The organism is Marinobacter sp. X15-166B (genome assembly GCF_001752365.1).
Classification (GTDB): Bacteria; Pseudomonadota; Gammaproteobacteria; order Pseudomonadales; family Oleiphilaceae; genus Marinobacter.
The window spans coordinates 929,739-956,278 of the sequence record NZ_MEIY01000001.1; the positions used below are offsets into that span (position 1 = coordinate 929,739).

Below are 26,540 nucleotides of genomic sequence, written 5' to 3' on the forward strand. Positions count from 1 at the left end.
TTGCCAAGATCAGGCCGTCACAATCACCCGGACCCCCTCGAGGGCCAGACTGGCTTTTTCCAGCGCCGCTTCCGCCGCAGCCAATTGCCCCCGGAAGAATTCGATTTCTTCTGCACGAATCGACGGATTGGTGCGCTGTAACGACTCCAGCCGGCGGATTTCACCCTCCAGCAACGCCCTCACCCGCGCCTGAGACTCTGCCTTCAGAGGTTCCAGCTGAGGTGCCGCCAGTTGTTCGGCATGGGCCACCATGGTTTCAACCTCGGCGCGTATTTTCGGCACCACCGCTTGCGCAGTACGGCGGCGGATGTTGGCGCAGAGTTCGTTGAGCCGATCATGGGGCAAAGCGGCGGTCAGATCGCGCCCATTGACATCCACCAGCAGCCGCACCGGCGAAATGGGCAGGTAACGGGACAACTGCAGGCTGTCCGGGGCCGGACAATGCACCGTGTACAGCGCCTCCAGCAACAAGGTGCCGGCGGGCAGGCCTTTCACCGCAATGCTCGCCAGTGCTGCCTTGCCCAGCCCGGTACTGGTGACCGAATCGAGGATGCCGGTCACCAGCGGGTGCTCCCAGCTCATGAACGCCATGTCTTCCCGCTGCAGCGCCTGCTCCCGGCTCCAGGTCACGGTGAGCCCCTCGTCTGGCAGCTCGGTCACATGACCGGTCTGACGGTGGTCGCTGTGCTTGAGCACATCCGCGTGCTCGGAGTGGTCTTCCATATCCACTCCCAGAATATCAAAGGCCTCCACCAGGAACTCATGCAACCGCGCGGACGATTCTTCCTGCTCGATCTGGCGAATCAGCCCACGGGCACTGTCCGGGCGGCAGGAGTTGATTTCTATCAACGCATCCCGCCCCTTATGCAGCAAGGCCTGCAGTTCCCGGGTACGGGTCGCGGTCTGCTCGATCAGTCCCTCCATCCCGGTTTCATCGCCGGCAAGCGCCGCCTGCCAGGCGTCCTCCACCTGCCCCTTGACCGTCACCCCCACCGCACAGCTTTCGGTGAACGCACCCAGGCCTTCGTCAAACCAGCGGAACTGCACCGCCTGGGCGGTATCCTGCAGATAGGGCACATGGATATGAATGGTGTCGGACTGGCCAATCCGGTCAAGCCGGCCAATGCGCTGTTCCAGCAAGTCCGGGTTTTCCGGCAGGTCGAACAGAATCAGGTGCTGGGCGAACTGGAAATTGCGCCCTTCACTGCCAATCTCGGAGCAGATCAGCGCCTGGGCACCCTGCTCGGTTTCGGCGAAGTAGGCGGCGGCACGATCCCGCTCCAGCAGGTTCAGGTGCTCGTGGAACGCGGCACTGCGAATGCCCGCGCGCAACTGCAGATACTCCTCCAGCGCCATCGCCGTTTCCGCCCGCGCACAGATCACCACAACCTTGTGGGGTTTGAGACTGCTCAATTGTTGGCGCAACCAGCCCACCCGTGGGTCCTCGGCCAGCCATTGCTCGGCTGACACCGCCTGCTCGGGGGTCAGCCCGGGGCGGCCGAAACGCATTCCCTGGTCGCTGTACAATGGCGGACACGGCAACGGATAGGCGTGCAGTGCGCGCGCCGGGAAACCCTGAATCGCCGCCCGGGTGTTGCGGAACAACACCCGGCCGGTCCCGTGCCGGTCCAGCAGAGCCTCAATGATCTGCGTGGCGGCATCCGGCAACGCCAGTAACGGCGCCAGATCCTCCCCCAGGAGGGTGTGCAGAACCGCAAGGTCTTCCGGCGCCGGTGTACCGGTTGCCAGTAGCCGTCGCACCACCTGGTTGACCTGGTCATAGCTCGCTTCCTCCGCAAGGAAACTGGCCAGGTCATGAAACCGGGCGGGGTCCAGCAACCGCAGCCGTGCAAAGTGACTGGCGACGCCCACCTGTTCAGGGGTGGCGGTCAGCAGCAACAGCCCGCGGGTAATCGCCGCCAGACGCTCAATCAACCGGTATTCCTCACTGACCGCTTCCGGGCTCCACACCAGATGATGGGCTTCATCCACGACCATCAAATCCCAGCCCGCAGCCAGCGCATCCTGGTGCGCACGTGTATGGGTTTTCAAGAACCCAAGACTGCACAACACCAGTTGCTCCGTCTCAAACGGATTCTGGGGTTGGGCGTCGGCAGTGGCGACGTCCTCGTCTGAGGTGGGGGGCACCGCGTAACGGTTCTCATCGATGATCGCAAAGCGCAGATTGAAGCGCCGCAGCATTTCCACCAACCATTGATGCACCAGGGAATCCGGCACCACAATCAGCACCCGGCGGGCCAGCTCGGTGTGCAGCTGATAATGCAAAATGAGCCCTGCTTCGATGGTTTTCCCCAGCCCCACCTCATCGGCCAGCAATACCCTCGGGGCGTACCGACGGGCGACTTCATGGGCAATGTGGATCTGGTGGGGCAGGTGCTGGGTCCTGGCTCCGATCAGCCCCTGCACCGGTGATGCGCGCAACCGGTCCAGATGCTGCAAGGCGGCGACCCGCAACCGGAAGGCGCCATTGCGATCAAACTGTCCGGCAAACAGCCGCTGATGGGGCGCGGAAAAATTGACCGTGCTGCTGAGGCGGACTTCAAAGACCGGTTTGAGGTCACCACTGCCATCGTCGGCGTGGTACAACAGCACCCCGTCCATGTCTTCAACCGCACGCACCGTCAGGGTGTCGCCATCAAAAGTCTCGATCTGCTCACCGATCTGGTACACCACCCGAGCCAGGGGTGCATTGTCTATCGCATAGGTCCGCTCTTCATCGGCGGCGGGGAATCCGAGGGTCACCCGTCGGCCGGAAACTTCGGTAACGATCCCCAGGCCAAGCCCGGTGTCGCTGTGACTCACCCACCGCTGACCCACTGCAAAATCTGACGTATTCAAAAAACCTCCCGGCCATTACTTTTCATGGTTGATAACAATTCTGGCTCGCGCACCCAGAAGGCGGTGGCACCGCACACCGCAGCGGGTACCACCAGCAGGTTCAGCAGCGGCACCATCGCTGCCAGAGTCACCGGCACTCCGAACCCCAGAGCGGCCAAGCGCCGCTTTGCCAATTGGCGCCGCAACAAGGAAAAACTCATGCGGTGATTGTCCGCCGGGTAGTCCACGTACTGCAGGGCCATCATCCAGCTGTTAAACATTAGCCACAACACCACCGCCACCAGGTTAACCACGGGAATCAGCCCGATGATAAAAAGCCCCAGCGCCCGGGGCAGGTAATAGGCTATTTTTTGCACTTCACGCCACAGCGCTGGCGGAACGTCGCGCACAATCTGGCCCCAGCCACCGGCAACCCCCACCTCTTGTCCGGTCAGATGTTTTTCGGTCAGTTCGGATAAGTAGCCGTAAAACGGCGACCCGATCAGATTCGCCAGAATAACAAACCCATAGGCCAGCATGAGAACCACCACGCCGCCGTACAGCAGCCAGAACAACCAGCTGAGTGCTTGCAGCCAGGGCCAGTCAGGCAAGCTGTCCATGGCCGCGGCAATCAGGGTGGAGACCCAACCCGCCAGCAGGTAGAAGAGGGTCGCGAACAGAACACTATTGAGCAGCAGTGGGATGATCACGAACAGGCGCAAGCCGGGCTGGCGTATCAACCGGAAACCTTCGCCGAGATAACCCAAACCGTGAAAAAAGTTACCCTTGAACATGGTGACCAACAACTCCGTTCGCGCGCGTAAACAATGACAGTGACGGGGCGCAAAGCATATCATGTCGGCAAACACCACCACAGCCCGATGCGAAGATGAGCGCGATGACCCTGATGAACGCTTTGCTGCGCAATACCTATTTATGGCGCCTGATTCTGATCCTGTCACTGATCGGTATTCTGTTTCTGGCCACGACCAGCCAGCCTTACCCCATTCCCTCGTCCGGCAATGACAAAATCAATCACGTGTTGGCGTTTGTTCAGTTGACCCTGGTCAGTCGGCTGGCCTGGCCCGGGGCGCGCCCGGGGATACTCGTGGCGGTGTTGCTGGGGTACGGCCTGTCCATTGAGTTGATCCAGGGGCAGCTGCCCTACCGGTATTTTTCCCTCGCCGACCTGCTGGCAGACGCCGTTGGCATCGCCATTGGCTGCCTGCCCTGGCCTGGCGTAGGTTCCCGCGCCTCAGACCGACCCTCCGCGCCTCCCGCGAATTAGCGAAATCCGCCACCTTCCGTGTGAGATATTTCCTACACGCTGCGTAGGCATTTTCGGCAACGTGCGTGCGCGGGGCGCTTCCAGCTCTCCCAAAAACCACATAAGCTATTGATACCAGAGAACTTAATAAGGGGCGCCGAGTGATTGAACACTTCCCCAACGCGGTACTGCCCCCCCCATTTTGACCGCCGGCTTGCTATAGTGGGGGTGTCAGGATGACAAGGAAACGGACGACGCAACGGATGCACCTTCACAGGAAGTGAAGAGAAGCAAGGACAGAGGACGCTGCTTAGGGAAAGTGAGTTGGCCGGCCAGGACGCCGGCGCCATGGAGCTGGCAGAAGGATACCGCATAACAGGGCTGTTGCGGCGCGCGCAAGGAAGGCGCTAACCTGTTCCGACAAAAGGCAACCTCCCCCAGGTTGCCTTTTTATTTGCCTCCGGTTTCTCCCTGCGGCACCTCCGTTATACTGGGTGCTTCCTTCTGCCGCCCCCTGGAACGTCGATATGCCATCGCGACCGGATACCAGTAACTACCGCGCCCTGTTTCTGCACGCCACCCCACTGATGGATGTCCGCGCACCGCTGGAATTTGCCCGCGGCAGTTTTCCGGAGGCCCGCAACGCGCCGCTGATGAACGATGAGGAGCGCCACCGGGTTGGCCTGTGTTACCAGCAACAGGGCCAGGAACAGGCCATCCGGCTGGGGCACCAACTGGTTTGCGGTGACCTCAAAACGGCCCGTCTGGCAGCCTGGACCCGTTTTACCCGCCAGCACCCGCAGGGATACCTGTATTGTTTCCGGGGCGGTTTGCGTTCGCATCTGGTGCAACAATGGCTGCGGGAATCCGGGGTTGATTACCCTCTGGTTACCGGCGGTTACAAGGCCATGCGGCGCTACCTGATCGACACCCTGGAAGCCCTGACCGCCCAAGCGGACTTCGTCCTTCTCAGCGGCCGCACCGGCACCGGCAAAACCCGTGTGCTGACCCGGTTGCCCAACCCAGTTGATCTGGAACACCTGGCCAATCATCGCGGCTCCAGCTTCGGACGCCAGATAACCCCCCAACCCAGCCAGATTGATTTTGAGAACCGGCTGGCGGTTGCCCTGCTGCAGGCCACCCACCGCCATGGCCTGACTGTCTACCTGGAGGACGAAAGCCGACTGGTGGGTCGCTGCGCGTTGCCCGAACCCCTGCGCGCGCGCATGGCGCACGCGCCCCTGCTGGTGTTGGAGCGCCCCCTGGCGGAACGGGTGCGGATTATCCGGGAAGATTATATTGAGCAGATGCTGGCGGGTTACTGCACCCGGGATGGCGCCGCGGGCTGGCACAGTTTCCGCGAGTACTTGCTCGGAGCACTGGAGCGTATTCAGCGCCGACTGGGCGGCGAGCGTTACCGGCGCCTGCGTCATGAGATGGAAGAAGCGCTGAGTGCTCACCAGCAACATGGTGATCTGTCGGGGCACGAGCGGTGGATAGCACGCCTGCTGAGGGACTATTACGACCCCATGTACGACTACCAACTGCAACAGAAATCCGGTCGTATTTTGCTCAGGGGCGATCCAGACACCATCATCGCCGGCACCTCAACCATTGCGCAACCATTTTAATGCGCTGATTATTTTACCCTTATTGGCGTCCTCTGCTATAACAGCGTACAGATACACACATGTATCCTGCGAGCAAACACACTGCAACGCACTACCGCAAGGAGCTGTTATGGACGATCTACTGGGAGCAGACGGCAAAGCCTCAGAGCTGTTTGAACAAGCCACCGCCATGGTCATCAGCTACGCCCCCAAGGTGCTGCTGGCCATTGTCACCCTGATGGTGGGTTTGTGGCTGATCAATCGTTTTGTCAGCGTGCTGGACAAAAAACTGAGCGCCAAGGACCCCACCCTCAATAAGTTTCTGTGTGGTCTGATCGGCATCGCGCTGAAAATCATGCTGCTGATATCCGCTGCGTCGATGATCGGCATAGCCACCACCTCCTTCATCGCGGTTATTGGTGCCGCCGGTCTGGCGATCGGTCTTGCGCTGCAAGGCAGCCTGGCGAATTTTGCCGGCGGTGTACTCATTCTCATATTCAAACCCTTCAAGGTGGGCGATACCATTGAGGCCCAGGGGTTTCTGGGCTCGGTCATCGAAATCCAGATTCTCTACACCATCATCAACACCTTCGATAACCGTCGGATTGTGATCCCCAACGGCGACCTGTCCAATTCCAGCCTGATCAACATGAGTGCCTACGATACCCGGCGTTGCGATATGCAATTCGGCATCGGCTACAACGATGACATCGACCAGGCCAAAGCGATCCTGAAACGGCTGATTGAGGAAGACGAGCGTGTGCTGAGCAGCCCCGAGCCCATGATCGTGGTGGGCGGCCTGGGTGACAGTTCCGTGGACCTGAAGGTCCGGGCATGGACCGAATCCGGTGATTTGTGGCCGTTTTACTGGGACATGCAGGAGCGGGTCAAAAAGGCCTTTGACGCCGAAGGAATCTCCATCCCCTTCCCGCAGCGGGCCGTGCATGTGTATAAAGTCGAGTGAACACGCCATCTTGGCTGCTTCGGGAAATCAAAGGGCGAGCCTCGCATTCTGCCAATCCTCAACTAAGATAGCGGGTAGGAAGCCCGAGAAACCCGCGCGGTGCCGCTTCCAGATCAGCCCGGCTGATTGGCTCTGCCAACCTGCGGCCGGGAAGAGGCTGTTTTTTGCTGGTAGGAGGTCTTTATGCCGGTACAGCAAATCAAAGATTTTCTGGAGCAGGCTGGTGTTGACTACTCCAGTCTGACACACCCCCCCGCCATGACCGCCCGGCAGCGGGTTCAGGTTGCCCCCATCATCGGCGAGCAGATGGCCAAGGCGGTGGTCATCGATCTGGATGGCAAACCGGCCATGCTGGTGATGCCGGCCACCTGGCGGGTGAAGTGGGAGCGGCTCAGCGGGGTACTCGATACCGATTTTGTCGAACTGGCCGATGAAGAGGAGTTCCTGCACCTGTTCCCGGGCTGTGAAGCAGGCGCCTTACCCCCCTTCGGGAACCTGTTTGGCATGACTGTATACTGCAGCGAAGCACTGACCGAGCAAGCAGACATTGCCTTCAGCGCGGGCAGTCTGACCGAGTCCCTGACCATGAAAACCAAGGACTTCCTGGCGCTGGTGCACCCTGTCGTGATCCGGCAGGGTTTTATCCGTCCCGGCGCCCCCAAACCCAGCTGGCTCAAAAACGCCAAACCCCGCCATCTGCGCCCCTCGAACGAACGTAGAGCCATGCCGGGCTATTGAGCGCGGCAGGCGTCGCCGCGGGTCTGCCCCTGCGCGGCAAACTTGTCTGGTGCCCCCGGTCGCGTAAACTGGGGGCCTCAGACAGGACTCCTTCATATGATTCAAGACTATGACATCGTGGTGGTAGGGGCCGGCATGGTCGGCGCCGCGCTGGCGGCGGGGCTGGGGCACAGCGGCTTCTCCGTTGCGCTGGTCGACCGCGGCAGCGCCCCCGGCTTTCAGCCCGACAGCGCGCCCGGCATCCGTGTTTCGGCGCTGAGCACGGGCAGCGAGCGTTACCTGACCCGGATCGGTGCCTGGGCGCCCATCCAGGCGATGCGCGCCACCCCTTATGCCCGACTGGCCGTCTGGGACGGCACCCCGCACCCGCTTGCCAGACTGCTGCCAAACACCGTGGCCCGCACCGTGTTTGCGGCCCGGGACCTGGGCAGCACCCACTTGGGCCACATTGTCGAAAACAACGTCACCCAACAAGCGCTCTGGCAAGTCGCCAGCGCCCTGCCTTCGGTCAGGGTCTACGCGAACAACGGAGTTGCGGCTCTGGATTGCGCAGAGGTTGGTGCGACGGTTACCCTTGAAGACCACCGTCGGTTAAGAGGGCAACTGGTCATTGGTGCGGACGGTGCCCAATCGCAGATCCGCACCCTGGCGGGGATCAGCGTCAGCCGTGACCAGTACAGCCAGCAAGCGCTGGTGGCTTGCGTCCGTTACCGGGGACCGGTGGAGGACATTACCTGGCAGGCGTTCTTCCCCAGCGGACCCAGAGCCTTCCTGCCCCTGTACGCCGCCGGAGCGGCCCACGGGGGAGAAACCTGGGCATCACTGGTCTGGTACGATGCGCCCGAGGTACTGGCGCGGCTCAAGGCGCTGCCCGCGGAGGAGTTTTTAGCCGAGGTGCAACGGGCCTTTCCGAATGATCTGGCGCCATTGACCCATGTCGACAGCCGGGCCAGCTTCCCCATCGCCCGCCAACACGCCCACCAGTACGCTGCGGACCGGGTGGTGCTGGTGGGGGATGCCGCACACACCATCAATCCGCTGGCCGGGCAAGGCGTAAACCTCGGCTTTCAGGACGCGGCCTGCCTGCACGGACTGCTGGACGAAGCCCGCCGCACCGGTGCAGACCTGGCGGCGCCGGCCCTGCTGCACCGCTACGAGCGCGTCCGCCGCCCGGCCAACCGCCGCATGATGCTGGCCATGGACGCCTTTTATCACCTGTTCAGTAACCGCCGGGTGCCCCTGCATCTGGCCCGCAATCTGGGGCTGGGACTGGCCCAGGCGTTGCCGTATGCCAAAAACCGGGTGGCGCGCTACGCCATCGGTCTCGATGGCTGAGCCAACCACCTTGCAGTTGTACTCCATTACTCACTCAACAAGGATCGACCACTATGTCAGAAACCATCTTCAGCAAAATTATCCGCCGGGAAATTCCCGCCGATATTGTGTATGAGGACGACCTGAGCCTGGCGTTCAACGACATCAACCCACAGGCGCCGGTGCACCTGCTTATTATCCCTAAAAAGCCCATCGCGACCATTAACGACATACAGGAAGACGACCGGGAACTGGTCGGGCACCTATACTGGGTGGCCGCCAAGCTGGCCGCCGAGATGGGTTTTGCCGATGACGGTTACCGGACGGTGATGAACTGCGGGGAGAACTCCGGTCAGACCGTGTTTCACATCCACCTGCATCTGCTCGCCGGACAGCCCATGGGGTGGCCGCCCTATTCCGACAAGCGGAAACAGGCGTAAGCCGGATAACCTAACGAGCCGCGGGCAGCTCAGCAGGTGCCGCCCGCGGCGTCGAACGTCCCGAATTACTTGCGCTTGGCGTGGATAAGCTTCTCCGCTTCCTCCACCGACGTGTGGCGCACGTCTTTTCCTTTCACCATGAAAATCACATTTTCGGCGATATTGCAGGCGTGATCACCGACCCGCTCCAGGGCACGCAACACCCACATCACCGCCATACAGCGGGAAATATTGCGCGGGTCTTCCATCATAAAGGTCAGCAAGGCGCGGGCGGCCGCCTGATACTCCTCATCCACCCGCTCATCTTCGCGCATCACCCGCAACGCCAGCTCCCAGTCCAGCCGGGCAAAGGCATCGAGGGCGTCATGAAGCATGGTGGCCACATGGTTGCTGATATAGCGCACTTCCACATAGCCCCGCGGGGCCCGGCCTTCTTCTGACAGGCTGAGCGCAAACTCGGCGATTTTCTTGGCCTCGTCACCGACCCGCTCAAGGTCAGCCACCATCTTGATCACTGCCACCACCAGGCGCAGATCGCGGGCCGCCGGTTGCCGGCGCACAATGATGCGGGCCGCCTCTTCGTCAATCTCCATCTCCAGCTGATCCACGACCCGCTCGCCCGCGCGGACCTTCTCGGCCAGATGGCCGTCGTTGTCGATCAACGCCCGCACCGCATCGTTGAGCTGGGACTCCACCAGCCCGCCCATGCGCAAAAACTCGCTTTTCAGGTCCGACAGATCCTCATTGAACTGTTGCGAAATGTGATCGCCGTATACCTGTTCCTGTTTCGTTGTCATAACGCTGCTCTCCCGCAAGGCAACTGTCAGCCGTATCAGCCGAAGCGACCGGTGATATAGGATTCGGTTAATGAATGCTCCGGCGCGGTGAATACCTTGTTGGTTTCATTCACCTCCACCAGATGCCCCAGGTGAAAGTACGCGGTACGATCGGAGACCCGCGCCGCCTGCTGCATCGAGTGGGTCACGATGATGATGGTGAAGTTCTCCGACAACTCCGAGATCAACTCTTCAATCCGCGCCGTGGCGATCGGATCCAGCGCCGAACAGGGCTCATCCATCAGCACCACTTCCGGGCTGACCGCAATGGTACGGGCAATACACAAACGTTGCTGCTGGCCACCGGACAGCCCGGTCGCCGGGCGGTCCAGACGATCCTTCACCTCGTTCCACAGACCGGCTTTGCGCAAGCTGTTCTCGACCATCTCGTCCAGCTCCGCTTTGCGGTTGGCCAGGCCGTGGATGCGCGGCCCGTAAGCCACATTGTCGTAAATCGACTTGGGGAACGGGTTGGGCTTCTGAAACACCATGCCCACCCGCGCCCGCAACTCGACCACGTCCTGTTTGGGGTCGTACAGATCCCGGCCGTCCAGCTCCAGCCGCCCGCGCACCGAACAGATATCAATGCTGTCATTCATGCGATTCAGGCAGCGCAAAAACGTGGACTTGCCGCAGCCCGAGGGGCCGATGAACGAGATCACTTCGTTGCGGGCGATATCCAGACTGATCCCTTTGATGGCCTGGGTGTCGCCATAATAGACCTCGACGTCACGCAGACTGAATTTGGGGTCCGCAGAAAACGCGTTACCGACGGTTTTGCCGTACTCAAGCTCGGGGTGTTCCATGTGCATGTTCAAGGTTTTTTCTCCTTACCACCGGCGTTCGAGGCGCTTGCGCAGCCAGATCGCCAGGGCGTTCATACTGATCAGAAAAGCCAGCAGCACCATGATGGCCGCCGAGGCACGCTCGATAAAGCCCAATTCCGGGCTGCCCGCCCACAGGAATATCTGCACCGGCAACACCGTGGCCGCATCAAACAAGCCGTCCGGCACATCAACTATAAAGGCCACCATGCCAATCAACAGCAGCGGCGCGGTTTCCCCCAGCGCCTGGGCCATGCCGATAATGGAGCCGGTCAGCATGCCGGGCATGGCCAACGGCAACACATGGTGCATCACCACCTGCATTTTCGACGCGCCGATCCCCTCAGCCGCCTCACGAATCGACGGCGGCACACTTTTGATGGCCGCGCGACTGGCGATGATGATGGTGGGCAGGGTCATCAGGGTCAACACCAGCCCCCCCACAAAGGGGATGGAGCGGGGCATGCCGAACAGGTTGATAAACACTGCCAGCCCCAGCAAACCAAAGATAATCGACGGCACCGCGGCCAGGTTGTTGATGTTGACCTCTATAAAGTCGGTCAGCCGGTTCTGGGGTGCAAACTCCTCCAGATAGATGGCCGCCGACACGCCGATGGGAAACGACAGCAACAAAGTCACCAGCATGGTCAACAGGGAGCCCACCATGGCGCCGGCCACCCCGGCGTTTGCGGGTTCGCGGCTGTCCCCGTGCACAAACAGGATGTCGTTGAACTCGGTGTTCACCACATTATTGGCTTTCAAAGTGTCGACCCATTGCTGCTGCTGCGGGGTGAGCTTGATGGAATAGGCGGTCTCACCGGCGTGCTTGTTGTAGACGTCCACATTGCCGTGGGCGAGAAACGTCATCACCTGGCGGGTGCCCAGCAAAGACGGGTCGGCCGCCACCCGGTCCTGCAGCTCGTTGGCGGCATAACCGCTGAGCAGGCCACCGAGGGCCCGGGTGTCCTCGCGGCTGGTGGTCGCATCGGGCAGCTCCTGCCGCAAGGCCGCCAACAACGGCGCTTTGAAGTCGGCCATGCGCAGCGCGTCCTTGTCGCTGGCATCGTCGAGGTACATCAGCTCGGGGTCCAGATTCACTTCCAGGGTCACCGTGGTTTTCAGAAACCCGGTGTAACCTTTGCCAATGATGTCGCTGAACAGGGTGATCAGGGCCAGCAGGGCCACCCCCACCGCGACGATCCCATAAGCACGGAAACGGCGTTCTTTTCGATAGCGTCGCTTGAGCGACCGGCGGACCAGTTCCGCCTGGGTATTCAAGTCAGTCATAGTGTTCCCGATATTTGCGGACAACGCGAAGCGCCACAACATTCAATGCCAGAGTGACGATGAACAGCATCATGCCGAGGGCAAAGGCCGCCAGGGTTTTGGCGCTGTCGAACTCCTGATCGCCCACCAGCAGAGTGACAATCTGCACGGTGACCGTGGTCACCGTTTCCAGCGGATTTACGGTCAGATTGGCCGCCAGACCAGCCGCCATAACCACAATCATGGTTTCACCGATGGCGCGGGAGACGGCCAGCAATATGCCCCCCATAATCCCGGGCAAGGCGGCGGGGAAGATTACCTTGATCATGGTTTCCGACTGGGTCGCGCCCAGCGCCAGCGAGCCGTCGCGCAGGGATTGCGGGACCGCATTGATGACGTCATCGGACAGTGAGGAAATAAATGGAATGATCATAATGCCCATTACCAGACCGGCGGCCAGCGCACTTTCCGACGAAGCTTCCAGCCCGACCGCTGCCGCCAGGCCGGAAATAAACGGTGCCACGGTCAGCGCGGCAAAAAAGCCATACACCACCGTCGGCACACCCGCCAACAACTCCAGCAGCGGTTTTATGATTTTGCGGGCGCGGGGTGAGGCATACTCCGCCAGGTAAATCGCGGACAGCAAGCCCACCGGTATCGCCACCAGCATGGCGATCGCCGAAATCAGCAGGGTACCCACAAACAGCGGAATCATGCCAAACGCACCTTCGGCCCCCACCTGGTCGGCGCGGATCGCCGTTTGCGGGCTCCAGCTGGTGCCAAACACAAATTCGGTGAACGGCACCTTGCCGAAGAACCGGATGGTCTCGAAAATTACCGAAAACACAATGCCAACGGTCGTCAGGATGGCAACCGCCGCGCAGGCAAACAGCAACCGCTGTACCGTGGCCTCATATTTCTCGCGGGCATTGATATAGGGCGCGATCCGGGTCCAGGCGATGAACCCGCCCAGTACCGCCACGGCAATCACCAGCAGGGTCATCAGCAGGCGACTGTCGGCGCGCAACCCCTGCAGACGGTCAGCCGCGGCGACAATACCGGGTGGGACAAAATCCGGCGGCAAGGCGCCCGAGGCCACGTTACTGATCTGCGACAACACCAGACTGGCGCGTCCCGCCGAGTCGGGCTGCAGCTCAGCGGGCAGACCGCCAATCACCAACGTCTGAATGATCTTGTTTTCGAACCCCAACCAGAACGCCAACACCGCCAGCGCCGGCAGTCCGCACCAGATGGCGGCGCGGGCACCGTAATAAAACGGCAGCGACTTCAGATTACGGATACCGCCCAGGGGCGCCGCCAATGCCCGAGACTTACCGTATCCCAGGGCAAACACCAGGGCGATCAGCACCCCGATCAGCGGAAGTAAATTAGCCGGTTGCATGCACTCTCTCTACATTGGTTAGGCACAGGCAAGCCCCGCAACTGGCGGGGCCTGCCTGTGCAAGTACTGACTTACAGTTCGTTGCCAGTCATGGTGACCAGATTGCCGGCGTTCTGCGAAGCCTGCATTCGGGCCTTGCGCGCCAGCGGAATCAGGCCCACATCGACCAGATACCCGTTGTCACCCCAGGTGCTTTCCCGGGTGAATTCGGTGACGTATTCGGCGATGCCGGGTACCACACCGACGTGCGCTTTCTTGACGTAAAACCACAAGGAGCGGGCCACCGGGTACACCTCATTACTGATGTTATCAATCGTAGGCTGCTTGCCGCCGATGGTGGCCGCCTGCAGGGTGCCCGAGTTTTCCTCCAAGAAACTGTACCCGAAGATGCCGTAAGAGCCGGCGTCACTGTTCAGCTTTTGCACGATCAGGTTGTCGTTCTCGCCCGCCTCCACAAACGCCCCGTCTTCCCGGATGCTGTGGCACACTGCGCGATAAGCGTTCTTGTCCTGCGCTTTCATCGCCTTGATCCAGGGGAAGGTCTTGCAACCGCCCTCCATGGCCAGCTCGCTGAACGCATCCCGGGTGCCGGAGGTCGGCGGCGGGCCCATTACCCGGATTGGTTTGTTGGGCAGGCTGCTGTCCACATCGCTCCAGTTTTTATAGGGGTTGGCAACCAGGGTCTCGCTGCCGTCCGCAGCGGGCACTTCTTTGGCCAACGCGAGAAAAATCTGCTGCAGGCTCAGGTCCAGATTGTCGGCCTGCTTGGAGCTGGCCAGCACTATTCCGTCGCTGCCAATCTTGACCTCGACGATGTCGGTGACCCCGTTGCGCTGACAGCGCTCAAATTCACTGGGTTTCATGCGCCGGGAGGCGTTGGTGATGTCGGGGTGCTGGGTACCGATGCCGTCACAAAACAACTTCAGACCGCCACCGGAGCCGGTCGATTCCAGTTTGGGCGTGGGGAAATCGGTGTTCCGGCCGAACCGCTCAGCGACGACCGTTGCAAACGGGTAAACCGTTGAGGATCCCACCACGTTAATGGTATCGCGGGCCAGTGTGGGAGTGGCAACAGCGCTCATGGCACCAACAAGGGCAACACTGGTAAAGACGGTTTTCAGATTGATCACGTTGAATCTCCATCGGGTCACTTGAACATCAGTAAGCGGCTGCGCGTTTGCCGATGAGTGCAGAATACGGAGACTTGATGACAGGTTTATGACAAAGGTGGCAATATTCGCTGCAAAGGGGATTATGGGTTTGCAGAAGACGCCGTGATCGTTACCATGCTGGGTCACGACTCCAATTAGCGGGAAATTGCTTCCGCGACCTGCTCGCAACAATGATAAAGGGTAACGTCCATGACCGCGTTTGATGACGACAGACCTGCGCCCCGTGGCGAACTGACCACCCAACTGGTGCCGCTGCCTGCCGACACCAATGCCAATGGCGATGTGTACGCGGGCTGGCTGGTGCAACAAATGGATCTGGCGGCAGCGACCCTGTCCGGTCGAATTTCCCAGGGCCGCAACGCCACCGTGGCGATTGATCGCATGGAGTTTTTGTCGCCCCTGCGGGTCGGTTCGCAGGTCAGTTGCTACTGCCAGCTGGTGGATATCGGCCGCAGCTCCATGAAAATCAACGTGGAGGTGTGGACCCTGGATCGCAACGCCGAACGCCCGCGCAAAGTAACCGAAGCGCTGTTTGTGTACGTGGCGATCGATGAACAGGGCCGGATACGTCAGGTGCCGGCACAGCAAGTGCCGGAATCCTGATCCTTCAGCAGGCTTCCAGCGGCGCGTAGGCCAACACCAGCCATTTGGCCCCGTCATCAAAGTTGACCTGCACCCGGGTGTGCGGGCCGCTGCCCTCGCAATTCATCACCACGCCCTCGCCAAACTTCGGGTGGCGCACCCGCTGCCCCAGGCTGATGCCGGCCTCTTGGGCCGCGTCCGCGCTGAACATGCTCTCGTTGGGACGCTGCACCATCGCTGGCCGGCTGACGGTGTTGCGCAGGCGCACTTCCTGCAGACAATCCCCGGGGATTTCCCGCACGAACCGCGACAACGAATGAAACTTTTCCTGCCCGTAAATGCGGCGTGATTCGGCGTAGGTCATCACCAGCTTCTGCATCGCCCGGGTAATCCCCACGTAGGCCAGTCGGCGCTCTTCTTCCATGCGCCCCGGCTCTTCCAGGGACATACTGTGGGGGAACAGGCCCTCTTCGGCCCCGGCCAGAAACACCAGGGGAAACTCCAGGCCTTTGGCCGAATGCAGGGTCATTAATTGCACGCTGTCTTCATGGGCCTCGGCCTGGGCCTCGCCTGCATCCAGCGCCGCCTGCGCAATAAACTCCGCCAACGGATCGACCCCGTCCTCCACTTCGAAATCAGCCAAGGCGTTGACCAGCTCGTCCAGGTTTTCCAGCCGGGCCTGGGCGGTCTCGCCTTTCTCCTTGCCGTGGTGCTCTTTGAGACCACTGTCTTCCACGGTTTGTTTCATCAACCCCTGCAGACTGGCCTGGGGGGCCAGTGCCGCCAAACCGCCGATCAGCTCGAGAAACGCCTGCATGCCGGTACGTGCGCGCCCCTTCATCGCCCCCGCCGCCAGCAGGCGTTCCCCGGCGTCCCATAAGGAAATGCCCTGCGCAACGGCGAACTCCCTGACCTCGGCCAGACTTTTCGCGCCGATGCCCCGCGGGGGCACGTTCACTACCCGCTCAAAGGCGGCGTCGTCGTGGCGATAATACACCAGCCGCAGATAGGCCAGCGCGTTACGGATCTCCTGGCGGTCGTAAAAACGCAGCCCCCCGTAGACCCGGTAGGGTATGCTCTGGCGCACCAGCGCCTCTTCCAGCACCCGGGACTGGGCGTTGGAACGGTACAGTATCGCGACGTCGCTGCGGCGGTTGCCCTCGCTGACCCAACTGCCAATGGTGTCGGCAATGTAGTTGGCTTCGTCCTGCTCGTTGAACGCCGCATACAGACTGATCGGCTCGCCTTCCTCACCGTCGGTCCACAACTCTTTGCCCAGTCGGCCCTGGTTGTTGGCAATCACGCTGTTGGCGGCTTTGAGGATAAGCTGGGTCGATCGGTAATTCTGCTCCAGTCGCACCAGTCGGGGCTCGGGAAAGTCCTGCTGGAACTGCTGGATATTTTCGATTTTGGCGCCCCGCCAGCCGTAAATGGACTGATCGTCGTCGCCGACGATGGTCAACGGCACCCGGTTCCCCGCCAGCACCTGCAGCCAGGCGTATTGAATGGTGTTGGTGTCCTGGAATTCGTCCACCAGGATATGCCTGAACCGGCGCTGGTAATGGGCCAGCAGTTCCGGACGTTGCAGCCACAACTCGTGGGAGCGCAGCAGTAATTCACCAAAGTCCACCAATCCGCTCTGCTGGCACAGGGTCTGATAACGACGGTAGATGTTCAGCATCACCGATGTGAAGTGGTCGCTGGGGTTCGCCTGGATGTGTTCAGCGCGCAGGCCTTCGTCCTTCTGACCGTTGATGAACCACTGCACCTGCTTGGGTGGCCAGCGACTCTCGTCAATCTCCAGCTCCCGCATGACCCGTTTGACCATGCGCAACTGGTCGTCGCTGTCGAGCACCTGGAACTGCTCCGGCAAACCGGCGTCCCGGGCATGGGAGCGCAGCAACCGGTGGGCGATGCCGTGGAAGGTGCCGAACCACAAGCCGCGGGCCGAAATGTTCATCATTTCCTCAATACGGAAACGCATTTCCTTGGCGGCTTTATTGGTGAAGGTCACCGCCAGAATACCCGATGGCGGCACCCCCTCTACCTGCATCAGCCAGGCAATCCGGTGCACCAGCACCCGGGTTTTGCCACTGCCGGCACCCGCCAGCACCAGCAGGTGGTCGTTCTGCGCCGTCACCGCTTCGCGCTGGGCGTCGTTAAGAGCATCAATAATGTAGGAGACGTCCATAAGGTATTCGCAACTGGTTAAATAAACAGGTCACGAAGTATACCAGTGTTCACCCCGAACTGCTTTGCCCGGACCAGCGCCCGCCAGCACACTAAAATCCGCGCGGTACGGTTTGCGCCTCGACAAATTCAAACATCCCTTCAAGCCCGCCTTCGCGGCCGATGCCTGACGCCTTCATCCCGCCGAACGGTGCTTCCGGCGTGGGCCCGGTACCGGTGTTCCAGCCCACGTGGCCAAACCGCAGACCCGCGGCCACCCGCCGGGCCCGCTCGGCATCGGCAGTGAACACATAGGCGGCCAGCCCAAACTCGGTATCATTGGCGGCCCGGACCACCTCTTCTTCACCGTCAAAACCGGCCAGAGGCACCAGCGGCCCGAAGGTTTCCTCCCGGTAACAGTCCATGTCCGCGGTGACCCCACGAATCACCGTCGGCGGAAAAAACAGGTTGTCGGTGCTCAAGTCTTCCGGCCGCTGGCCCGCCAGCAGGGTGGCCCCTTTTTCGAGGGCGTCCTGCAGATGACGCTGAACCTTGTCGTAACCGGCCTGGTTGATCAACGGCCCCAGATCGACTCCGTCACGGAGGCCATCCCCCACGGTCATTGCCGCAACCCGGTCCGTCAGCAAAGCGCCGAACCGGTCCATCACACGGTGGTGCACAAAAACCCGGTTGGCGCACACGCAGGTCTGACCGCTGCCGCGGAACTTGTTGGCCACCAGATTCTCAGCGGCGGCCTCCAGATCCGCATCCTCGAACACGATGTAGGGGGCGTTGCCGCCCAATTCCAGGGACAACTTCTTGACCTGCTCGGCGGTGTCGGCAATCAGGGTCCGGCCCACTTCGGTCGAACCGGTGAACGACAGCATCGCCACATCCGGGTGCTGACACAGTATCGTGCCGATCACACGGGCCTTGCCCATCACCAGGTTCACCAACCCGGGGGGTAAGGCCAACTGCTCGTGCAGCAGACTAAACAGGGCGATCATCGTCAGCGGCGTTTCACTGGCGGGTTTGATCACCGCGGGGCAACCGGCAGCCAGCGCGGCGGACAGTTTCTTGGCAATCATGCCGATGGGAAAGTTCCACGGAGTGATCAAACCCACCGCGCCGACCGGACGGTAGTGCACCGTCCAATCGCAGTTTTTGGGGCGTTCGTCCAGTGCACGGGGCTGCAGGGCATCAAGGTTGCGCGCGCAAAAGTCGAAAAACCCGGCAGCGTAATCGACTTCACCCCGGGCTTCCGGGAGCGGCTTGCCATGTTCCAGACAGAGAATGCGACCGAGTTCGTCCCGGTTGGCGGTGAGCGTGTCCCGCACCCCCTCCAGCCATCGACGGCGTTCACTGAGGGGGTAAGGCTGGGTCAATCGCAGCGACCCGTGGGCTGACTCAACCGCCCGGGTGACCATGGCTGCGTTCATCGCTGGCACCCGGGCAAGCACCTTGCCGGTAGCCGGGTTGAACACCGCGAAGGTGTCGCAATCAGTGGTGTCTGCCCAGTGACCGTTGATATAGCCGGTCCGCTGCTGAAGAAGGGGTGATTCGATCATCTCGGCTCCTTGTTGTTCCACCGTCATGGTTGTTCTGAGCGCCTGGTTCGTCACGACTGTTCATCATTACCCATAGTGGCTGCCGGGGGCCGATCTGTAAAGCTAAGGGGTTGTTTCGCACCCGCTTTTGACCCCGGTCAAATGACACCTATACTCCAAGGATCAGCGCAGCAGGAGGCCGCAACATGAAAGCTTTTTTTCACCCTCAACAGGAGCAGCATACGCCCCAATCCTATTTCACCCGGGGCCAGATGCGTCAGCCGCAGGAAGTGCCGGAGCGCACCGACTCGATCCTGGACGGGCTCAGGGCGATGGACATTGCCGTGTTGCAACCCGCCGATCAGGGTGCCCAACCCATCGCTCAGGTGCATGATCTGGGGTATCTGCGGTTTCTGGAGTCGGCCCACCGGCGCTGGGCAGCCATGCCCGACGACTGGGGCGAGGAAGTGATGTCCAACATATTTGTCCGTTCCCCCAACCCGCTGCGGGGAATTCTGGCCGAAGCAGCGCACTATCTGGCGGATGGCAGTTGCCCGGTGGGGCCCGATACCTGGACCGCCGCCTACTGGTCCGCACAGACCGCCATCGCGGCAGCGGATGCGCTGATGGCCGGCGACCGCACAGCCTATGCGGTGTGCCGTCCACCGGGGCATCACGCCCGCCGGGACGCCGCCGGCGGTTTCTGCTACCTCAATAACGCCGCCATTGCCGCGCAGCGACTGACCACCCGGTTCCCCCGGTTGGCGGTGCTGGACGTCGACATGCACCACGGTCAGGGTATTCAGGAAATTTTCTACCACCGCAGCGACGTGCTGTACGTGTCGGTACACGGCGACCCCACCAATTTTTATCCGGTGGTCAGCGGCTTCGAAGACGAGCGGGGCGAAGGCGCGGGGGCGGGTTACAACATCAACCTGCCCATGGCCCACGGATCATCGGAAGAAGATTTTTTCACCCGGGTGGAAGAAGCCCTGGGGGCCATCCGCCTGTTTCAGCCGGACGCCCTGGTGCTGGCCCTGGGGTTCGATATCTACAAGGACGACCCCCAGGCCAAGGTGTCGGTCAGCTCCGAAGGGTTCTGCCGTCTGGGCGAGCGCATCCGGCAAGCGGGACTGCCGACCCTGGTGGTGCAGGAGGGCGGTTATGACCTGGCCACCCTGAGCACCAACGTGCAGCAGTTTTTTAACGGGTTGAACCCCTGATTCCGCTCAGCGCGGGGGTGTATACACCCGGATGTGGGCGTAGCCCTGAGCTTTCAGGTGACCGGCGTGCAGCTGACTCATGGTGCCCCGGTCACAATACAGCAGGTATTGGCCGTCGGTGGGCAGGTTCTGCAGATGCTGGCCCAACTCATAAAAGGGGATCTGCAACACCTCGTTGCTGGTCAACACCAGCGGGGCCCGCTCGGCCTCAAACGGGTGCCGGACGTCGATGATGACATCGCCCACGGACGGGGTCTGCACCAATTCAATGTCTTCCGGTGTGCTGATGGTTTCCAGCAGGTCGCGAACCTGGCATTCCTCCCGCTCGGCGATGGCCTGCTCCAGCACCGAAGCGTCCATCTGGGCCTCATCGGCCTCCACCCGGGTCAGTTTGGCGCGGGTGGCGGGGCGCTGGGAAATCACCCCGCAGTACTCCGGCATGGTGCGGGCGAACGCCTCGGTGCCGATCTCGGTAGCGATGTCGATTATTTGCCCTTTGTCCATAGCGATCAGCGGCCTGAACACCACGAGGTCACAGGCCCGGTCGACCACATTGATATTGGTGAGCGTCTGACTGGACACCTGACCAACGGCATCCCCTTTGACCAGCGCCTGCACGTTGTTTTTCTCGGCAACTATGGCCGCCGCCCGCAACATTTCCCGTTTGAGCACCACCGCCCAGTGACGGTGATTGACACTGCGCATGATTTCCGCGACCACGCCGTCAAAGGGCACCGAAATAAACTTGGCGTTGTGGGAGGCACCATAGCGCTCCCACAGGTAATGCACCACCTGACGCACCCCCACTTCGTGTGCGGTGCCCCCCAGATTGAAAAACAGAAAATGGTTGCGCAGACCGCGCCGCAGCATCAGATACGCCGCCACCGAGGAGTCGTAGCCCCCTGAAATCAGCGTCATCACCGGTTCCACGCTGCCCAGCGGATAACCGCCCAGTCCGGGGTAGCGCCGGCGGGCAAGGTGGCACTGGTTGCCGTCGATATCCAGGCGTACGGTGACCTCCGGCTTGCTCAGGTCCACACCGCGGGCATCGCTGTTCGCCAACAGGACTGCCCCGACGTGGCGCTCCAGATCGATGGAGCGGAAGTCGTGGTTGCCTTGACGCCGGGCCCGCACCACAAAGGTCTTGCCGGCCAGTTCGGCGGCAAAAGCCGCTTGGGTTTTGGCGGCGATATCGTCCATACTGGAAAAAGCAAAGGACGCTATTTCCTGTATGTTGGAGATCCCCGGTATTCTCATCAATGCATCCACCACCGCGCCGGCCAGCCCCGGCTCGTCCGGAACGGTGACATCGACACGATCCCAGGTGCCCTCTACGACCACCCCGGCATCGATTTGCAACAATAACTTGCGAATATTCTGGCGCAAGTGGCGCATTTGTGTACGGCGGACCGGTTTGCTTTTGATGGCCACTTCAGCCGCGGGGCGAATCAACAGTTTCATATCAGGGTTCGACTTTTTTGCAAGGTAGCGTAATTAACGGAATGCGCTTAGTGTAACGGGTATAGTTCATGCTACAAAATCCGGCATTACCCGGACAGGCCATTGTAACAGGCCAACCATGCCGGTTTTTATCGTTCAGGAGTTTTTCCATTTATGAGCCAGACCACCATTAATACCTTGGTATCTCCGGAAGGCAGTCTGGAGATTCTTTCCAATCATGAAGTCAACCGCCTCAAAGACAAAAGCGAAGGCGGCCTCTATCAGTTGTTCCGGCAGTGTGCGTTGGCGGTGTTGAACACCGGTGTTGAAATGGACGACTGCAAAAATCTGTTGGAAAGCCACTCGGATTTTGACGTGCGTCTGGTGCCGCAACCCCGCGGTCTCAAGCTGGAACTGATCAATGCACCGGCCAGTGCATTTGTGGACGGGTACATGTTGCGGGCCATTCGTGAGCACCTGTTTGCGGTGCTGCGGGATATTATTTATTCCTATTCCATCCCCGCCGCCGCCGGCAAATTCCGCGACAACAATTCCGAGACCACCACCAATCTGATTTTTCACATCCTGCGCAATGCCCGGGTATTGCAGGCCGGCCGTCAGCCGGATCTGGTGGTTTGCTGGGGAGGACACTCCATCAACCGCGAAGAGTACGTCTACAGCAAGGACATCGGCCATGAACTGGGCCTGCGCGGCATGAGCATCTGCACCGGCTGCGGTCCCGGCGCCATGAAAGGCCCCATGAAAGGGGCGTTCATTGGCCACGCCAAACAGCGCATCAAAGACGGCCGCTATATCGGCATTACCGAACCGGGCATCATTGGCGCGGAAGCGCCCAACCCCATTGTCAACGAACTGGTGATCATGCCGGATATCGAGAAGCGTCTGGAGGCGTTTGTCAGAGCCGGTCACGGCGTCATCGTGCTGCCCGGCGGGGTCGGCACCGCCGAGGAAATCCTTTACCTGCTGGGCATCCTGCTGCACCCGGACAACGCCAACCTGCCCTTCCCGGTGGTGTTTACCGGGCGTCGGGAAAACGCCCCCTACTTCGAAATGATCGACCAATTCATCCGCAACGCATTGGGGGATGAGGCGGCCAGCAAATACGAAATCATCATTGATGACCCGGTCAGGGTCGCCCAGTACATGAAAAACGGCATCGCCGAGGTGCAAAGTTTCCGCCGCTCTATGCAGGATGCCTATTACTTCAACTGGATGCTGAAAATTGACCCGGTGTTCCAGCAGCCCTTTGAACCAAATCACCGCAGCATGCGCGAACTGGAGTTACACCGCGACCAGCCGGTACACCTGATCGCCGCCAACCTGCGCAAGGCCTTCAGTGGCATAGTGGCCGGCAACGTCAAGGCCCACGGCATACTGCAGGTGCAAAAGCACGGGCCGTTCGAAATCTCCGGCGACCCCGCCCTGCTGGAACCGCTGGAAGAAATGCTGGCCGCGTTTGTCGCCCAGAACCGTATGAAACTGCCCGGCAGTGCGGTCTACCGTCCCAGCTACCGCATTGTCAGCGGAGCCGCCTGACCGGCCGGCCCATCAGGGAGACGTGCTTATGACCCTTCAGGTCACCGAGTTGGCCTGCCGGCAGGGCCGCATCGGACGGATCACGCTGGACGCGCCAGCCCGCCTGAATGCCCTGACCGAGGGCATGCTCGATGAGCTGGCGGCAGTGCTGGCGCGCTGGGCAGTGGATGACAGCGTTTGCGTGATCCTGATCGACGGCAATGGCGAGGGCGGCTTGTGTGCCGGTGGGGACATCGTTGATTTGTATGCCGCCCTGAGTGCGGGCGACACCAGCGACACGCCGACCCGGTGGTTCAGCAAGGAATACCGGCTGATGTACCACCTGCACCGCTATCCCAAGCCGGTGATCGGCTGGGGGCACCGCGTGGTCATGGGGGCGGGCATGGGGCTGCTGTCGGCGTGCCGTTACCGGCTGGTCAGCGCGGATTTGATGATGGCCATGCCGGAGATTGGCATCGGGCTGTTTCCGGATGTGGGCGCCAGCTACTTCCTGAACCGCTTGCCCGATGGGCTGGGGCTGTTTCTTGCGCTCACCGGCGCGCGCCTCAATGCCACCGACGCCTTGCGGGTCGGCCTGGCGGACCAGCCGGTACACAACGGCGGCAAACCGGCATTATTGGCAGCATTACAGCAGCAACACTGGAGTGGTGACCCCCTCAGGGACGACAGCCTGCTGTCGCAACTGCTCGACCAGCTCGACACGCCCGCTTACCATAGCCTGCCCGCCAGCGAGCTGGCCCGGCATGAACAAACCATTGCCCGGTTGTGTGGCGAGGGCCGGTTGACCGATATCGTGGCCCGGCTGCTGGCCGAGCCCGCCGAATGCGCCTGGTGGCAGGCTGGCATGGCCAACCTGCGGGCGGGTTGCCCCGTGTCGGCGTGTCTGGCTTACGAGCAACTGCAGCGGGGGCGGCACCTGCCCCTCAAAGAGGTGCTGGCCATGGAACTGATTCTGGCGGTGCGTTGCTGCCAACACCCGGATCTGGTGAGCGGCATCCGTAGTCGTCTGATCGAACGTGGCAGCCGGCCCGTCTGGTCCTACCCAAGCGTTGCCGAGGTGCCTGCTGACTACATCGGGCAGCATTTTGTGGCCCCCTGGAGCGACCACCACGACCCCCTGGCATTGTCCTGACTCACCCGCTGGCCGGGTGGTGGCGCAGCTCGGCGGTCAGCGCCCGTAACCGGCTGTCGCCATCCCGCCGTCCGGCACAGAGCGTGCCTGCCTGCAACTCCGCCCAGTTCCAGCCCTGCAACACCGCCCGGCACCACAGCTCCCCCCCGGGGCTGGACTGCAGGCGGGCGACCACTCCCGGTTGCCGGGCCAACAGGCGCAACACCGGCACAGTCAATTCAAACCCCCGGAAACCCTCGGTGAACGACGCCAGATCCCGCAAGTCATCGCCGCTCAGAGGCGCGGCCGCCGGCAGCAAGCGGGTCAGGGCCAGCGCCACCTCCACCGGTAAATCCCTCCACAGCAGGGGCAGCAAGGTAAGCCAGTGGTCGGCGAACCGCTGCCGCAAGCGGTTCACCAGTTCCCCTGCCGCGGGGCTGATCCCCCGCACCATCTGTACGGCGTATTCGCCACTGCTGGTTTCCCGGTGCAAGCCACAGCGCACCAGCTGAAAGCCACACCGTTGCCAGAACGCCAGCAAGTCGGGGCTGGCCCCGTAACTGGTGCCAATGCCGTCCAGAGACTCCGCAGCTGCAACTTGCCGGGCGTGCGCCACCAACAAAGCCCCCAGCCCGCGGCGACGGTAACGGTCGTTGACCGCCACCCGCACCACCCGCAACCACTGCAAGCAGGCGGCGGCGTCAAAGCCACTGTGGTTGGCCAACGTCTGTGCCAGCAAATGCCCGCGCAACCGCCGCTTACCCAGCATCACCTGACGGGCCAGAGCGCTGCTCAAACCGCCCTCCCGGGAGGCCCAGAGCACCCCCGCCAGTGTGCCATCACAAAACACCCGCCAGCTCATGGCGCCGGGGTCGTCCAACCATTGGCGCAGATCTCCCGGCGTGGTGCGGTAATGGGCGTCCACCAACAGCCCGAAGGCTTGTGCCAACTCGGACTCCGGCGCGCTGGCCGGATCCCAGCGTTCAACCTGCACCCCCTGTCCCCTGCCGTGGACCGGCACGGCAGTCTGGGCGTGCAGTAAAAACAGACGCGCGGTGAGCCGCTCCAGCGGGTCGTGCTCGGCCCAGCGAATCGGCTGGCTCAGACTGGTGTGCTGCCACTGGGGGGTTTCCCGCTCCAGCACCTCGCGAAAACGGATCGCGAACCCGCGACCAGCGCCCTCGTACCCATGCACGGTGGTCGCAAACACGCACCGGGGCCAGCCCAGCAAAATCTCTCGCAACCGCGCGGACGGCAGGCCGGCCGCCTCATCCACCAACACCAGCTCGGCGGGGGGGCGCTGTTGCACCAGTACATCCGGCGGGTAATAGCGCAGCGAAGCGCCGTCGGCGAGGATCACTTCGTTGACCGCCGTGTCGCCAGTCGAGCCGGGCTCCGCCAGCCCCGCCGCCTGCCGGGCGTGGGCAAACAGGGTCGCCACTGCCCCTGCCGCGGGGGCGGTGACGGCAATGTGCCGGCGGCCCGCACGCAACAGCGCGATGGCCGCTATACCCAAGGCAGCGGATTTACCGCGGCCCCGGTCCGCCGTCACCACCAGCGGCCGCCGACGGCGTCCCTGGCCAATACGCACCAGCGCGGTGACCAGCGCCTGCTGTTGTTCGGTGGTGCCGGGGACAAAGTCGACCGGAGGCTCGGCCACTACCGGTAAGCCGGGCCACACCCCGGCCCCCGGATTCAGCCGGATCACCGCGGGATCCTCCGCCAGCACTTTGGCCATCCGCCCGGCGAATGGATGCTCCGGCGCACTGTCCAGACCGGTGCGGCGATAGTCCGGGTCGGCAAAGGTCGTCCAGCCGTCCAAAGGCGGCATCAGCCAGAACCAGAGCCCCCCGGCCCTCACGGTGCCACTCAGTGCGGCCATGCTGTCGGGCGGATTGCCCTGCCAGCCGTCCCACACCACCAGACTCACTTCCTGCCCCAGCCAGCGCCGGCCGGCATCCGCTTTGACGGTCGTCAGGCCCGCCACCGGTGCATCGGCGCGCGGGCCGCTCCACAGCGCGGTGTTGCGCTCCAGTGCCGGCAGGATCCGCTGCAGCCAGCTCAACGCAGCGCTCCGATCGCCCTCCAAAAGTACCATCCGGCGCTGGCCGGCGCGGCGGAGCTTTTCTTGCAAGTCAGCCCAGGCCGCACCGCTCGTTGATGATCCTGTGTCGTCTCTGTTCACACCCCAAGGCCCTTTTTACCGCTGTGCAAGCCGCTCATTATGGTGGACGGGTTAC

At 61.8% G+C, this 26,540-nt stretch carries 21 protein-coding genes; 10 read left to right on the plus strand and 11 right to left on the minus strand.

Annotated elements, in window-relative coordinates; all coding sequences use genetic code 11:
- Positions 1-9: 9 nt before the first annotated feature.
- Together rapA and cysZ are read right to left on the minus strand one after the other, a co-directional pair.
- The gene (gene rapA, locus BG841_RS04430) at positions 10-2,859 is read right to left on the minus strand and encodes an RNA polymerase-associated protein RapA (RefSeq protein WP_070056546.1); all 2,850 of its coding nucleotides are present in this window, start codon (positions 2,857-2,859) and stop codon (positions 10-12) included.
- Positions 2,856-3,632: a sulfate transporter CysZ gene (cysZ, locus tag BG841_RS04435; RefSeq protein WP_070056547.1), complete on the minus strand. Its 777-nt coding sequence runs from the start codon at positions 3,630-3,632 to the stop codon at positions 2,856-2,858. The genes rapA and cysZ overlap by 4 nt, the downstream gene beginning before the upstream one ends.
- Positions 3,633-3,727: 95 nt before the next feature.
- On the opposite strand from cysZ, the gene BG841_RS04440 reads away from it, so the two are divergent.
- From BG841_RS04440 to BG841_RS04465, 6 genes are all read left to right on the plus strand, one after another.
- Positions 3,728-4,126: a VanZ family protein gene (locus BG841_RS04440; protein ID WP_070056548.1), complete on the plus strand. Its 399-nt coding sequence runs from the start codon at positions 3,728-3,730 to the stop codon at positions 4,124-4,126.
- Positions 4,127-4,632: 506 nt separating this feature from the next.
- Positions 4,633-5,736 carry a tRNA 2-selenouridine(34) synthase MnmH gene (gene mnmH, locus BG841_RS04445; RefSeq protein WP_070056549.1) on the plus strand — a complete coding sequence of 368 codons (1,104 nt, stop codon included), beginning with the start codon at positions 4,633-4,635 and terminating at the stop codon, positions 5,734-5,736.
- Positions 5,737-5,845: 109 nt separating this feature from the next.
- Positions 5,846-6,679, plus strand: a complete 834-nt coding sequence (locus BG841_RS04450; protein WP_070056550.1) for a mechanosensitive ion channel family protein — start codon at positions 5,846-5,848, stop codon at positions 6,677-6,679.
- Positions 6,680-6,862: 183 nt separating this feature from the next.
- Positions 6,863-7,417, plus strand: coding sequence for an aminoacyl-tRNA deacylase (locus BG841_RS04455; RefSeq protein ID WP_070056551.1), 555 nt, complete (start codon positions 6,863-6,865; stop codon positions 7,415-7,417).
- Between the two features lie 96 nt (positions 7,418-7,513).
- Positions 7,514-8,752 carry a UbiH/UbiF/VisC/COQ6 family ubiquinone biosynthesis hydroxylase gene (locus BG841_RS04460; RefSeq protein WP_070056552.1) on the plus strand — a complete coding sequence of 413 codons (1,239 nt, stop codon included), beginning with the start codon at positions 7,514-7,516 and terminating at the stop codon, positions 8,750-8,752.
- 53 nt (positions 8,753-8,805) lie between these two features.
- Complete coding sequence (locus BG841_RS04465; protein WP_070056553.1) at positions 8,806-9,171, plus strand: histidine triad nucleotide-binding protein; 366 nt, start codon at positions 8,806-8,808, stop codon at positions 9,169-9,171.
- A gap of 65 nt (positions 9,172-9,236) precedes the next feature.
- Here BG841_RS04465 and phoU read toward each other — a convergent pair whose 3' ends face one another.
- From phoU to BG841_RS04490, 5 genes are all read right to left on the minus strand, one after another.
- Positions 9,237-9,968, minus strand: coding sequence for a phosphate signaling complex protein PhoU (phoU, locus tag BG841_RS04470; RefSeq protein WP_070056554.1), 732 nt, complete (start codon positions 9,966-9,968; stop codon positions 9,237-9,239).
- A 35-nt stretch (positions 9,969-10,003) separates the two neighbouring features.
- Positions 10,004-10,813 carry a phosphate ABC transporter ATP-binding protein PstB gene (gene pstB, locus BG841_RS04475; protein WP_416202626.1) on the minus strand — a complete coding sequence of 270 codons (810 nt, stop codon included), beginning with the start codon at positions 10,811-10,813 and terminating at the stop codon, positions 10,004-10,006.
- A gap of 24 nt (positions 10,814-10,837) precedes the next feature.
- Entirely contained in the window at positions 10,838-12,118 is a 1,281-nt protein-coding gene (gene pstA, locus BG841_RS04480; protein ID WP_070056556.1) for a phosphate ABC transporter permease PstA, read from the minus strand.
- Positions 12,111-13,499: a phosphate ABC transporter permease subunit PstC gene (gene pstC / locus BG841_RS04485; RefSeq protein ID WP_070056557.1), complete on the minus strand. Its 1,389-nt coding sequence runs from the start codon at positions 13,497-13,499 to the stop codon at positions 12,111-12,113. Before pstC ends, pstA begins: the two co-directional genes overlap by 8 nt.
- 71 nt (positions 13,500-13,570) lie before the next feature.
- Positions 13,571-14,629: a substrate-binding domain-containing protein gene (locus BG841_RS04490; RefSeq protein ID WP_416202614.1), complete on the minus strand. Its 1,059-nt coding sequence runs from the start codon at positions 14,627-14,629 to the stop codon at positions 13,571-13,573.
- A gap of 231 nt (positions 14,630-14,860) precedes the next feature.
- On the opposite strand from BG841_RS04490, the gene BG841_RS04495 reads away from it, so the two are divergent.
- A complete protein-coding gene (locus tag BG841_RS04495; protein WP_070056558.1) occupies positions 14,861-15,274 on the plus strand; it encodes an acyl-CoA thioesterase in 414 nt (137 codons plus the stop codon).
- Between the two features lie 4 nt (positions 15,275-15,278).
- On the opposite strand, the gene uvrD is transcribed toward BG841_RS04495, so the two are convergent.
- Positions 15,279-17,444 carry a DNA helicase II gene (uvrD, locus tag BG841_RS04500; RefSeq protein ID WP_070056559.1) on the minus strand — a complete coding sequence of 722 codons (2,166 nt, stop codon included), beginning with the start codon at positions 17,442-17,444 and terminating at the stop codon, positions 15,279-15,281.
- Between the two features lie 91 nt (positions 17,445-17,535).
- Positions 17,536-18,990 (minus strand): NAD-dependent succinate-semialdehyde dehydrogenase, encoded by a 1,455-nt coding sequence (locus BG841_RS04505; protein ID WP_070056560.1) that lies wholly within the window; start codon positions 18,988-18,990, stop codon positions 17,536-17,538.
- A gap of 185 nt (positions 18,991-19,175) precedes the next feature.
- On the opposite strand from BG841_RS04505, the gene BG841_RS04510 reads away from it, so the two are divergent.
- A complete protein-coding gene (locus BG841_RS04510; RefSeq protein ID WP_070056561.1) occupies positions 19,176-20,192 on the plus strand; it encodes a histone deacetylase family protein in 1,017 nt (338 codons plus the stop codon).
- Between the two features lie 6 nt (positions 20,193-20,198).
- Here BG841_RS04510 and thiI read toward each other — a convergent pair whose 3' ends face one another.
- Entirely contained in the window at positions 20,199-21,653 is a 1,455-nt protein-coding gene (gene thiI / locus BG841_RS04515; RefSeq protein WP_070056562.1) for a tRNA uracil 4-sulfurtransferase ThiI, read from the minus strand.
- Between the two features lie 153 nt (positions 21,654-21,806).
- Here thiI and ppnN point away from each other — a divergent pair, with 153 nt between their 5' ends.
- Positions 21,807-23,189: a nucleotide 5'-monophosphate nucleosidase PpnN gene (gene ppnN / locus BG841_RS04520; RefSeq protein WP_070056563.1), complete on the plus strand. Its 1,383-nt coding sequence runs from the start codon at positions 21,807-21,809 to the stop codon at positions 23,187-23,189.
- A gap of 28 nt (positions 23,190-23,217) precedes the next feature.
- Positions 23,218-24,321, plus strand: coding sequence for an enoyl-CoA hydratase/isomerase family protein (locus BG841_RS04525; RefSeq protein WP_070056564.1), 1,104 nt, complete (start codon positions 23,218-23,220; stop codon positions 24,319-24,321).
- A 1-nt stretch (position 24,322) separates the two neighbouring features.
- Here BG841_RS04525 and BG841_RS04530 read toward each other — a convergent pair whose 3' ends face one another.
- Positions 24,323-26,365 (minus strand): tRNA(Met) cytidine acetyltransferase TmcA, encoded by a 2,043-nt coding sequence (locus BG841_RS04530; RefSeq protein WP_322853356.1) that lies wholly within the window; start codon positions 26,363-26,365, stop codon positions 24,323-24,325.
- Between the last annotated feature and the right edge of the window lie 175 nt (positions 26,366-26,540).